The 10,864-nt window shown below is 68.3% G+C and carries 10 protein-coding genes and 1 pseudogene; 1 reads left to right on the forward strand and 10 read right to left on the reverse strand.

Annotation, left to right across the window (positions count from 1 at the left end):
* The 8 genes and pseudogenes from E8A12_RS02455 to sdhC form a co-directional block, all read right to left on the reverse strand.
* Positions 1-200: pseudogene (locus tag E8A12_RS02455) on the reverse strand (DUF885 domain-containing protein); the annotation flags it as partial.
* A gap of 26 nt (positions 201-226) precedes the next feature.
* A complete protein-coding gene (locus E8A12_RS02460; RefSeq protein WP_293366171.1) occupies positions 227-2,068 on the reverse strand; it encodes a DUF885 domain-containing protein in 1,842 nt (613 codons plus the stop codon).
* Between the two features lie 61 nt (positions 2,069-2,129).
* Positions 2,130-2,912 (reverse strand): succinate dehydrogenase iron-sulfur subunit, encoded by a 783-nt coding sequence (locus E8A12_RS02465; protein WP_293366172.1) that lies wholly within the window; start codon positions 2,910-2,912, stop codon positions 2,130-2,132.
* A 9-nt stretch (positions 2,913-2,921) separates the two neighbouring features.
* The gene (locus E8A12_RS02470) at positions 2,922-3,683 is read right to left on the reverse strand and encodes a class I SAM-dependent methyltransferase (protein ID WP_293366173.1); all 762 of its coding nucleotides are present in this window, start codon (positions 3,681-3,683) and stop codon (positions 2,922-2,924) included.
* Positions 3,670-4,377 carry a methyltransferase domain-containing protein gene (locus E8A12_RS02475; RefSeq protein ID WP_293366174.1) on the reverse strand — a complete coding sequence of 236 codons (708 nt, stop codon included), beginning with the start codon at positions 4,375-4,377 and terminating at the stop codon, positions 3,670-3,672. The genes E8A12_RS02470 and E8A12_RS02475 overlap by 14 nt, the downstream gene beginning before the upstream one ends.
* Positions 4,378-4,384: 7 nt before the next feature.
* Positions 4,385-6,172, reverse strand: a complete 1,788-nt coding sequence (gene sdhA / locus E8A12_RS02480) for a succinate dehydrogenase flavoprotein subunit (protein ID WP_293366175.1) — start codon at positions 6,170-6,172, stop codon at positions 4,385-4,387.
* An 8-nt stretch (positions 6,173-6,180) separates the two neighbouring features.
* Positions 6,181-6,567 (reverse strand): succinate dehydrogenase, hydrophobic membrane anchor protein, encoded by a 387-nt coding sequence (sdhD, locus tag E8A12_RS02485; protein ID WP_293366176.1) that lies wholly within the window; start codon positions 6,565-6,567, stop codon positions 6,181-6,183.
* Positions 6,567-6,998, reverse strand: a complete 432-nt coding sequence (gene sdhC, locus E8A12_RS02490; protein ID WP_293366177.1) for a succinate dehydrogenase, cytochrome b556 subunit — start codon at positions 6,996-6,998, stop codon at positions 6,567-6,569. The genes sdhD and sdhC overlap by 1 nt, the downstream gene beginning before the upstream one ends.
* A 255-nt stretch (positions 6,999-7,253) precedes the next feature.
* Between sdhC and E8A12_RS02495 the strand changes: the two genes are divergently transcribed.
* Positions 7,254-8,135 (forward strand): LysR substrate-binding domain-containing protein, encoded by an 882-nt coding sequence (locus E8A12_RS02495; protein ID WP_293366178.1) that lies wholly within the window; start codon positions 7,254-7,256, stop codon positions 8,133-8,135.
* Between the two features lie 4 nt (positions 8,136-8,139).
* Here E8A12_RS02495 and E8A12_RS02500 read toward each other — a convergent pair whose 3' ends face one another.
* Together E8A12_RS02500 and zapE are read right to left on the reverse strand one after the other, a co-directional pair.
* On the reverse strand, positions 8,140-9,399 hold the full coding sequence (locus E8A12_RS02500; protein WP_293366179.1) for a hypothetical protein: 1,260 nt from the start codon (positions 9,397-9,399) through the stop codon (positions 8,140-8,142).
* Positions 9,400-9,672: 273 nt separating this feature from the next.
* Complete coding sequence (gene zapE, locus E8A12_RS02505; protein WP_293366180.1) at positions 9,673-10,800, reverse strand: cell division protein ZapE; 1,128 nt, start codon at positions 10,798-10,800, stop codon at positions 9,673-9,675.
* Between the last annotated feature and the right edge of the window lie 64 nt (positions 10,801-10,864).

Consider the following 10,864-nt stretch of genomic DNA (forward strand, 5'->3'; position numbering starts at 1 on the left):
CCGAAGGAGCTGGACTGCTGCGGGCTGAACTTCATCGCCTGGGCGTATTCGCTGTCGAGGAAGGCGGTCAGGCGCGCGCCCTCGCTGACCTGGGCCGCGGACGGCGACTGGGCCGCGGCGGGGCCGGCGAAGGCCAGGACGGCGCCGGCGGGCGCAGCCATGAGGGTGAGCCCGAGGGCGGCGGCGAGCGTGCGGTTCATGAGCATCGTTCCGTTGAAGCTTAGGGTCATCCGGCCTGCTTCTGGCGGGCGATCCAATCGTCGACGCTGTGCTCCAGCACCGTCAGAGGCACGGAGCCCTCACCGACCACCAGGTCGTCGTAGGCCTTGATATCGAATCTCGGCCCCAGCTCGCGCTCGGCCTTGTGGCGCAACTCCATGATCTTGAGCATGCCGATCTTGTAGCCCGTCGCCTGGCCCGGAAGGGTGATATAGCGGCGCACTTCCGAGCGGGCCTGGTTGGGCGGCCGGCGGCCGGTCTTGATCATGTAGTCGACAGCCTGATCCTCGGTCCAACCCTTGGCATGGATGCCGGTGTCGGTGACCAGGCGCGCGGCGCGGAACAGTTCGGCGTCGAGCCGGAAGAAGTCGGACGCCACATCCGGATAGGCGCCCATCTCCTTACACAGCGCCTCGGTGTAGAGGGCCCAGCCCTCGCCATAGGCCACGTAGCGGTAGGCGGAGCGGAACTTGGGATTGCCCTTCTGGCGCACCTGGATGTCGCCCTGCAGCACGTGGCCGGGGATGCCTTCGTGGCACATCAGGTCGGTGATGTTGGCCGGGTCGTCGGTGACCCCCAGCATGTGGATATAGACCCGGCCCGGCCGTGCGCCGTCAGGGCTCGGGCCCGAGGCGTGGGCGGCGCCGCCGGCGACCTCGCTGAACGAGGGCTCCCGGACCACCTCGGCCTTGTAGACGGGCAGGTTGCCGAAGAAGGCCGGCAGCAGGCTGCGGTTGTTCGCGACGGCGGCGTTGTAGCGGCGCAGGTAGTCGGCGCGGATCGCGTCGGTCCAGGGCGTCGGCGGGAAGAGCCGCGCGCGTTCGTCATAGTAGGCCTGGCGGTCCTTGAAGCCGGCCTTCTGGGCCAGCGCATCCTGCTCCTTCTGGATGCGGGTGACCTCCGAAAGGCCCAGTTGGTAAACCTGTTCCGGGGTCAGGTCGGTGGTGGTGTTCAGCTTCAGCGCCGCGGCGTACCAGTCCAGGCCGCCCGGCAGCGAGACCGCGCCGGTGCGTCCCGACGGAGCCTTCGGCAGCTCGCCCTGCGCCCAGGCGATCACCCGCTCGTAGGGCGCCTTGAGGCTCAGCACGCCCGCGCGCGCGTTGGCCAGCAGGGCGTCGGCCTCGGCGTCGGAGACCTTGCCGGCGGCCTTCAGCTTGGCGACCTTGGCCTTGGCGTCGGCCCACAGGGGCGAGTCCGCGCCGCCTCCGTCGAACGGCTGGCCGGTGATCATCGTCTTCGATCCGGCGATCACCCGCTCGATCTCGAATTTCGGCGCGTTGATCCCCGCCGCTGTCGACAGGCGGCTCTGCGCAATGGCGGTGTCCAGCACCGGGCCGATCGCCAGCAGGCGGGCGTTGTAGGCCCGCATGGCGGCCGCGTCGGTCGCCACATGGGTGTTGATCAGGAAGTTCGGCAGCTCGGAGTGGACCGAGTAGAGGAAGGAATAGAACGGCGGCTGGTAGCGCCGGAACTTGTAGCTGAGCTCGGCCCGGTCCAGCTCCAGGGCCCACATGTCGTAGCTGGCCTGAGAGGCCGGCGGGAGCTTGGCGCGGTCGAACTGCGCCTTCATCCGCGCGACGCTGCCGCGCCGCCACTCGAGAAGCTTGAGCTGGGCCGCGTCGCTGATGTCGTTCAGCCGGTCCATGCCCTCCTTGCGGCCCAGGGAGGTGGCGAGTTGCGGCTTCTGGGCCACCTCCTGCTCGAACTCCTGGTCGAGGAAGCCGGTGAACCGCCCCGCCACGCTGTCGCTCTGGGCCCGGGCGGGCGCCGGCGCGGCCAGCATTCCGACCGCCGGCGCACCTGCCAGCATCAACGCCGCGGCGAACCGCAGACCCGTGATTTTACGCAATGATAATCCCCCTGCTTAGCTCACCCCCTCGTTTTTCCGACGCCCGCATTTCTGTCCGATGTCAGACGACGCGTTCCACCAGCATCTTCTTCACTTCGGCAATGGCCTTGGCCGGGTTCAGCCCCTTGGGGCAGACCTGGGCGCAGTTCATGATCGTGTGGCAGCGGTAGAGCTTGAAGGGGTCCTCCAGCGCGTCCAGCCGCTCGCCTGTGGCCTCGTCCCTGGAGTCGATCAGCCAGCGGTAGGACTGCAACAGGGTGGCCGGGCCCAGGTACTTGTCCTGGTTCCACCAGTAGCTCGGGCACGAGGTCGTGCAGCAGGCGCAGAGGATGCACTCGTAGAGCCCATCGAGCTTCTCGCGGTCTTCCGGGCTCTGAAGCCACTCCTTCTGCGGCTCCGGGGTTTCGGTGTGCAGCCAGGGCTCAATGGAGGCGTACTGTGCGTAGAACTGGGTCAGGTCCGGCACCAGGTCCTTGATCACCGGCATGTGCGGCAGAGGGCTGATCTGCACATCCTTGCCTGGCACCTCCTCCCAGCCGTGGGTGCACGCGAGCGTGTTGCGGCCGCCGATGTTCATGGCGCAGGAGCCGCAGACGCCTTCGCGGCAGGACCGGCGGAAGCTGAGCGTCGGGTCGATCTCGTTCTTGATGTAGATCAGCGCGTCCAGGACCATCGGCCCGCAGTGTTCGACATCCACGTCGTAGGTGTCCCAGCGCGGGTTCTCGTTGCCTTCGGGGTCGTAGCGGTAGACGCGGAAGGTCTTGGCCTTCTTGGCGCCGGCCGGGGCGGGATGATGCTTGCCCTTGGTGACGCGGGAGTTCTTCGGCAGGACGAGTTCGACCATGGGACGTTCCTAGGCAGGGGTCGTGGGGGCAGTCTTCTGCCCGAGGATGATGAAGCCGTGGTGGCCGTCGTGATTGGTGGAGACCAGGCGGATCTCCTCAATCCCGGCCAGGTTCAGGAGTCGCACGACCTGCGAGAGGTCGTAGTCGTACATGTGGATATGGCCCACCGGCAGGCTCATCAGCCGGTCGCCCTTGATCTTCTTGCGGAAGAAGCCACGGACGGTGGCTTCAGCCTCCTCCTTGGGCCACTCACGGTTCTTGTCGCGCCAGACGGTGAGCTGCAGGCTGACCATGCCACCGACCGCGAGCTTGCCCAGCAACTCCTCGATGATCTGCTCCCCGCGCTCCGGCGGGATGTGCTGGAAGACGATGAAGCTGTTGATCCAGTCGAAAGGGCCCTCGGGGATCTTGTCGGCGTAGGTGACCCGGCTGCCCCGGGCGCGGGCCAACTCAAGCATGCCGGGCGAGATGTCGGCGCCGGTCACCTCGTGGGCATAGGCCAGCATGGCCTCGGCCAGCCGGCCCACGCCGCAACCGAAGTCGAGCGCCCGGCCGGAGGGCAGTTTGCCGGTCAAGGCCTTCAGCGCCTCGGCGATCGGACCGATGTGGAAGGGGCCGGAGGCGTAGAACTCCTCGACCTTTTCCGGCGTCAGGCCCTCGCTGCGGAAGTCCGGATGGCTCAGCACCGCCCAATAGGGCTGCGTCTGGCCGAGCTCGCGCCAGTCGGCGTCGGTGTCGCGCACTAGGGGCCTGGGGTCAGCGCCAAGCATGCATGAACACCCGGTTGTGCTTCCAGTAGAGATCCGGCCGGCGCCAGTGCGGCCGGGTGGCGGGATGGCCGGTCATCTCGATGCGCGTGAAGCCCAGGTCGCGGGCCATCCCCTCGAGGCACCTGCGGTTTGGCGCCCAGAAGTTGGTGGCGTCGTTGTTCAGCTCGGCGCCCGGATAGTACCGCGCCACGGGCCAGGGCAGGCGGTCGAGCGCCGTGGCTGTCTCCACGACGAGCATTTCGCCCGCGGCCGAGGCCGCCCGCTCCAGGGCCGCCAACGGGTCCTTCACGTGGTAGAGCACGCCCAGGAATAGCACCACGTCGTGCATCCCCACCGTCTCCGGCGCGATCCGCGGCACGTCGATGTCCAGGCTCGCCACGCGCGAGCCCAGCCGGCCGTGGGCGTAGTCGAACCCCGCCTTCGTCCCCCAGCCCGAGCCCGACCAGCAGAAGTGGTCGGTGGCCAGCACATGGGCCGCGCCCCGCCGCTCGGCCTCGAAGCTGAAGAAGCCGTCCCAGGCGCCGATATCCAGCACCCGCTTGCCGGCGACGCTGTGCTTGAAGACCACGTCCGCCTCGGCCGCCAGCACCGCCGCCGGCTTTTCGCCCGCCGTCGTCTCGCCGCCCGGCAGGGTCAGCGAATGGAACCAGCCGATGGCCGGTCGCGTCTCCAGACCTGGCTGGCCGCCGTCCATCGTCGCCTCAATACACCCGGGCTTTGGGAGGGATCGGGGCGATGTCGTTGGTCATGGTGTAGTCATGCACCGGCCGGTAGTCGATTTTGACCTTGCCCGTTGCGTCATCGAACCAAGCGAGGGTGTGTTTCATCCAGACCTTGTCGTTCCGGTTGGCGAAGTCCTCGCGCGCATGAGCCCCGCGGCTCTCCTCGCGGGTGTTGGCGCCGACCACGGTGACGACCGCCTGGCCGATCAGGTTGTCGAGTTCCAGGGTCTCCATCAGGTCGGTGTTCCAGATCATCCCGCGATCGGCGATGGCTAGGTCCTTGCGCTTCTTCTGGACCACTTCCAGGCGCTTCACGCCCGAGATCAGGCTTGAGCCGGTCCGGAACACCGCGGCGTCCTCCTGCATGGCCTGTTGCATTTCCAGCCGGAGCGCCGCCGTCGAGGTCTTGCCGTTGGCGTTCCTCAGGCGGTCGAAGCGGGCCAAATGCCCATCGGTCATCGACGGCTTCAGCTCGACCTGGGTCGCGCCGGCCTTAATGGTCTCGGCGCAGCGCAACGCCGCCGAACGGCCGAACACCACCAGGTCGATCAGCGAGTTGGAGCCCAGGCGATTTGCTCCGTGCACGGAGACACAGGCCGCCTCGCCCACCGCCATCAGGCCGGGCACCACCTTGTCGGGGTCCTTGCCGAGGCGCGTGACCACCTCGGAGTAGAAGTTCGTGGGCACCCCGCCCATGTTGTAGTGGACCGTCGGGAGCACTGGGATCGGCTCCTTGGTGACGTCGACGCCGGCGAAGATGCGGGCGCTCTCCGAGATGCCCGGCAGGCGTTCGTGCAGCACCTTGGGGTCGAGGTGGTCGAGGTGCAGGTTGATGTGGTCCTTCTTCGGACCGACCCCGCGCCCTTCGCGGATCTCGATGGTCATGGCGCGGCTGACCATGTCGCGGGGCGCCAGGTCCTTCACGGTCGGCGCATAGCGCTCCATGAACCGCTCGCCCTCGGAATTGGTGAGGTAGCCGCCCTCGCCCCGCGCGCCCTCGGTTATCAGGCAGCCCGAACCGTAGATGCCGGTGGGATGGAACTGCACGAACTCCATGTCCTGCAGCGGCAGGCCGGCGCGCAACGCCATGCCGCCGCCGTCGCCGGTGCAGGTGTGGGCGCTGGTGCAGGAGAAGTAGGCGCGGCCATAGCCGCCGGTGGCCAGGATCACCTGCTGGGCCTGGAAGCGGTGCAGCGTGCCGTCGTCCAGCTTCCAAGCCGTGACGCCGCGGCAGACGCCTTCGTCCATGATCAGGTCCAGGGCGAAGTACTCGATGAAGAACTCGGTCTTCTTCGCCAACGCCTGGCCGTACATGGTGTGCAGCATGGCGTGGCCGGTGCGGTCGGCCGCCGCGCAGGTGCGCTGGATCGGCGCCTCGCCGAAGTTGCGGGTCATGCCGCCGAAGGCGCGCTGGTAGATCTTGCCCTCGGCCGTCCGGGAGAACGGCACGCCCCAGTGCTCCAGCTCATAGACCGCGGCGGGCGCGTTGCGGACGAGGTATTCGATGGCGTCCTGGTCGCCCAGCCAGTCCGATCCTTTGACGGTGTCGTACATGTGCCAGCGCCAGTCGTCCTCGCCCATGTTGCCGAGGCTGGCCGAGATGCCGCCTTGCGCCGCGACCGTGTGCGAGCGGGTCGGGAAGACCTTGGAGATGCAGGCCGTCTTCAGCCCCGCCGCGGCGCAGCCCAGCGCCGCGCGCAGGCCGGACCCGCCGGCGCCCACGACGACGACGTCATACTTGTGATCGATGAAATTGTAGGTCGCCATGGTTGATCTCAGGCGCCTCCCAGCGCGACCTTGAGGATCGAGAAGATCGCCAGCGCGCCGGCCAGGCCGCAGACGAAGAGGTTCAGGAGCAGCAGCGCGCTCTTGGTCAGCGCCTTGTGGATGTAATCCTCGACGACGACGCGCATGCCCGACTGCATGTGCCAGAAGCTGATGGCCAGCGTCAGCACCAAGAGTGTCGCGTTCAACGGCTGCTGGACCCAGTGAACGGCGAAGCCATAGTCGCCGGCGGCCAGGCGCAGGACGCCATAGACCGCCCAGATCACCAGCGGGACCAGGGCGATGGAGCTGATGCGCTCCGAAACCCAGTGGCCGGCGCCATGCTTGGCGGAGCCGAGGCCGCGGGCGCGACCGAGCGGCGTGCGATAGCTGACCATCAGAGCGCTCCCGTCATGCCGGCGATGCCCCAGATCGCCAGCGTCGCGGCGGCGGCGAAAGCGAAGACCACGATAGCGCTTGCGTTGGCCGACTTCACATCCAGGCCGTGGCCGGTGTCCCAGACCAGGTGCCGCACGCCGTTGGCCAGGTGGTAGAAGACGCAGACCGTCAAGCCGAACATCACCACCTTGCCCGGGATCGAGCCCAGCAGGCTCTTGAACAGGGCGTAGGCGTCCGGCCCCTCTGCCAGGGCGATCGCCCAGACCGCGGCGATCAGCGCGCCTACATACAGCGCCACGCCGGTCGCCCGGTGCAGGATCGAGGTCCACATGGTGATGTGCCAGCGCCAGAGCGGCGGCGAGCCCAAGCCCCCGGTGACCAGATGCGGCGAAACCGGCCGCTCGCGCGGCGTGCTGGAGGCTTCCGTCATGCGTCTGACCCGCTCTCTTCCCGTCCCAAGGCGTCCCCGCTTTTAAGCGCCGCGCGGGGGGTGTCAACGAAGGGTCCGGAGGCCAGGCCCGACGGCTCGGCGAAGTACGGACCGATGGGCCGGACGACGCAACGGAAACGGCATGAGCGCATCGGACTGTGTCCCGATCTTGGTTCGCAAAGAGCGAAGCATCGAGGATCACGGGTGGCGAGACAATGCGTCTTTCCTGTAATCTTGCTTCGCGAAAGGCGAAGGATGCGCTTCGATCTCACAGACCTGCGGCTATTCTGCGATGTGGCTGACGCCGGCTCGATCACCGCCGGCGCGACGCGGAGCGCGCTGGCTTTGGCGGCGGCCTCGACGCGCATCCGCGGGATGGAGGAGGCGCTCGGCGCGCCATTGCTGATCCGATCTCGCCAGGGAGTCACCCCCACAGAAGCCGGCCGCACGCTGCTGAAGCACGCCCGCGCCATGCTGGCCCAGAGCGCCCAGCTGCGCGAGGACCTCAGCGCTTTCGCCGGCGGGGTCAGCGGCGAGGTGCGGTTGTTGGCCAACACCAACGCACTGACCGAATTCCTGCCCGAGGCGCTCTCGTCCTTCCTCGCGGCCCACCCTCACGTCAGCGTCGACCTTGAGGAGCGGCTGTCCGACGAGATCGTGGGTCTGGTCGCCGAGGGCGCTGCCGACGTGGGGATCGTGGCCGGCACGGTGAATGTGGGCGCCCTGGCCACCTACCCCTTCCGCTCCGACCGCTTTGTCGTGGTTGCGCCCGTCGACCATCCGTTGGCGGGCCGGCCCAGTGTCCGGTTCGCCGACGTCCTGGACTACGACCTCGTGGGCCTCGATCGGGCAGCCTCGCTGCAGCGGTTCCTGGCCGGCAAGGCGTCCCGCGAAGGACGGCCGCTGCGGCTGCGGGTGCAGCTTCGCAGCTTCGACGCGGTCTGCCGGATGGTGGAATGCGGTGTGGGCGTCGGCGTCGTGCCGGCGACCACGGCGGCGCGGGCGGCCAAGACCATGGCGCTCGCCATCGTCGACCTGAGCGACGACTGGGCGATCCGCGAGCTGGCTATCGTGGTGCGCGCCGGGGAGGCGCTTCGCCCCTACGCCCAAGCGCTGGTGGAGAGCCTGCGGCCCTAGACAGCTAGGCGGCCAGGAGGCCGCGGCGGGCGGCCGGCGACATGGCCGCGACAAAGGCGGCAAACAGCTTGGCCATGGCGGGCTTCTTGTAGGGATAGACCTCGGCCGAATCCATGGCATGGACGATCATCGCGACGTCGGCTTCGAACACCACCAAACGCCCATCCGTGGTCTCGGCGCAGTCGATGCCGAAATAGTCGAGGCCGAAGGCGCCGGCGAGCGCCTCGAAGGCGGCGGCGTGGCGCGCGGCGAAGCCCTCGTCGAAGGTCGCCATCATCTGCGCCTCTTCCTGCCGGTTGGCGGGGTCGACCATGTCGGCGTTCAGATAGTGCACCATCCAGCGGGCGGAGACAGCCATGTGGGCGATGAAGGGCTTGCCGTCGATGAACACGACCCGCAGCTTGCGATAGAGGCCGTCGGCGCCGGCGTAGTCGAAGAAAGAGGCGACGAAGAAGGCCTCGGCGGTATGGCCCTCGACATAGACGGCCAGTTCGGCGGGCGTGGCCACCTTCTCCAGGCCCTTGCCGGCATGGGAGCCGATGGGACGCACGATCAGCGGAAAGCCCATACCGGCATGCAGGGCCTCAAGGGCGAGGTCGCCCGCGCCGACGGCGGCCAGGGTCGCGCGCTCAACCCGCCGGGTTGGCGGGCAGAGGATCTGGGGATGGCCCTGGAAGCGGTCGGCGACCCCGTCGCGGCTGAGCGCGGCGATCAGCTCGGGCCGCCCATTGACCACCGGACGCGGCCAGGCGGCGAAGGCGCCGTGCAGCTTGGCGAGCGCCGCCGAGTCGTCATCGGCTTGGCCGATGGCCAGGAAAGCGATGTCGTGTTCCGGCGCCTCGTCGGGCTCCGGCAGAGTCCCGTCGATGAAGAAGATGGTCAGTTCGGCATCCGAGCCTTCCAGCAGGAAGTCGATCGGCGTGTTGGTCATGAAGTCGCCCGGCGACATGAAGGCCAGGATCTTCGGACCCGTGCCGGCGCCGTGCGTCGTGCGGTAGATGCGGCACTGCTCGATGGCGGAGGCCTGCAGCTCCAAGCTCTTCTCGCGGTCGCCTCGCATCTGCACAAGGGTCGCCAAGTCAAAGAGCGCGCCGGAGTCCCCCGGATCGGCGAGGAAGCGTTGGCTGAGCGGCCCCCAGACCTCCGCCAGTCGCACGCTTTCAAAGATGGTGCGGCCGAGGAAGGCCAGCCCCAGGCTCTTCGCGAGCCTGACGGGCGGCGGCGTCGCTGACCCAGCCATCGTGGCGGGCACATACTCGAACATGGGAGATCCTGTATCGACGCGCGCGGGGAATGGTGAAACTGGCCCATTCTGGGCTCGCAGCGTCGCTGGCGCGACTGCCCGGCCACTGGACCCCCGCGCGCTTATCGCATCGTTAACAACGAGCCCTAATGGCGCGAAAAATCGACCAGCCGGGCGCTTTCCCTCACAACCATGACTAGAAGGTCGCCCCTGTAAGGGCTCCTCGCCCTATAAGATTCACATAAGCCGATGACATTGGCGACGATACCCGCTCCACGCAGGGTTGAAGCGCCGTCAGGCTGTCGGCGAGCTGTCGGCAAGCCAGTCCGCCGAGCGCATCTCCTCCAGGCGCGAGGCCGTGCGCTCGAACTCGAAGACGCCGTCGCCGGCCGGGTAGAGTTGCGCCGGCTGAGCCTCGGCCAGCACGATCAGCTTGGCGCGGGCCTCGTAGAGAGCGTCGATCAGGATCACGAACCGACGCGCCTCCTCGCGCCGCGACGGCGTCAGTTGCGGCACGTCCTCCAGGAAGATGGTGTGGAAGCGTTCGGCGAGCGCCACATAGTCGTTGGGGCCGAGCGCCACCGCGCAGAGGCTGGCGAAGCTCGCCCTGACCTGGCCGCCCAGCGCGTGCGGCAGGGTGATCTTGCGGCCCAGCACCTCCAACGTTGCGCCGGTCTCCTCGCCGCCGTCCAGCATGTCGCGCCACAGGGCCGCAAAGGACCGCTGATTGTCGGGGTCGTTGGGCGAGAACCATGTCCCCGCCGCGCGCAGCCGGTCGAGTCGGTAGTCGTGGGCTCCGGCGACGCTGACCACTTCCAGGCGTTGCTTGAGCAGACCGATGAACGGCAGGAACAGCTGGCGGTTGATGCCGTCCTTGTAGAGCGCATCGGGCGCCCGGTTCGAGGTGGCGACCAGCGTCACGCCGCGGGCGAACAAGGCCTCGAACAGCCGGCCCAGGATCATCGCATCCGCGATATCGGTGACCTGGAACTCGTCGAAGCAGATCAGCCGCGCGGCCTCGGCCACGCGGTCGGCGACGGGTACGATCGGGTCATCGCCCTTGTGCTGGCCGAAGCGAGCCTTGCGCTGCGCCGCGTCGCCCGCGCGCCACTCGCCGATGGCCCGGTGGACCTCGCCCATGAAAACGTGGAAGTGGGTGCGGCGCCTGCTCGCGAGCGGCACTGTCTCGTAGAAGAGGTCCATGAGCATCGACTTGCCGCGCCCGACGGGCCCCCAAAGGTAGACGCCGCGCTGCGCCTCCGGCTTGCGGAACAGTCCCTTCAGCCCGCCGTTGGCCGGCGCCTCAGCGAAGTCGGCCTCAAGGCGCAGCAGCGCCGCCAAGCCCGCCGCCTGGGCCGGGTCGGGTCGGATTTCACCCGCGGCGATCCGGGCGTCGTAGGCGGCTTGCAGGGCTGAGGCCATGGCCCCGCCTAGCGGGCGGCGGGTCCCCGCGCAAGGAATGGGCGCGAGGAATGGGCGCAAGGAA

The sequence above is a fragment of the Phenylobacterium sp. genome, from assembly GCF_004799395.1.
Lineage (GTDB): Bacteria > Pseudomonadota > Alphaproteobacteria > Caulobacterales > Caulobacteraceae > Phenylobacterium.

Excerpts from the sequence above, each read along its gene's own strand:
- E8A12_RS02465 (WP_293366172.1), bottom strand. The coding sequence starts at position 2,912 with ATGGTCGAACTCGTCCTGCCGAAGAACTCCCGCGTCACCAAGGGCAAG.
- E8A12_RS02470 (WP_293366173.1), bottom strand. The coding sequence starts at position 3,683 with ATGCTTGGCGCTGACCCCAGGCCCCTAGTGCGCGACACCGACGCCGAC.
- E8A12_RS02475 (WP_293366174.1), bottom strand. The coding sequence starts at position 4,377 with ATGGACGGCGGCCAGCCAGGTCTGGAGACGCGACCGGCCATCGGCTGG.
- sdhA (WP_293366175.1), bottom strand. The coding sequence starts at position 6,172 with ATGGCGACCTACAATTTCATCGATCACAAGTATGACGTCGTCGTCGTG.
- sdhD (WP_293366176.1), bottom strand. The coding sequence starts at position 6,567 with ATGGTCAGCTATCGCACGCCGCTCGGTCGCGCCCGCGGCCTCGGCTCC.
- sdhC (WP_293366177.1), bottom strand. The coding sequence starts at position 6,998 with ATGACGGAAGCCTCCAGCACGCCGCGCGAGCGGCCGGTTTCGCCGCAT.
- E8A12_RS02495 (WP_293366178.1), top strand. The coding sequence starts at position 7,254 with ATGCGCTTCGATCTCACAGACCTGCGGCTATTCTGCGATGTGGCTGAC.
- E8A12_RS02500 (WP_293366179.1), bottom strand. The coding sequence starts at position 9,399 with ATGTTCGAGTATGTGCCCGCCACGATGGCTGGGTCAGCGACGCCGCCG.
- zapE (WP_293366180.1), bottom strand. The coding sequence starts at position 10,800 with ATGGCCTCAGCCCTGCAAGCCGCCTACGACGCCCGGATCGCCGCGGGT.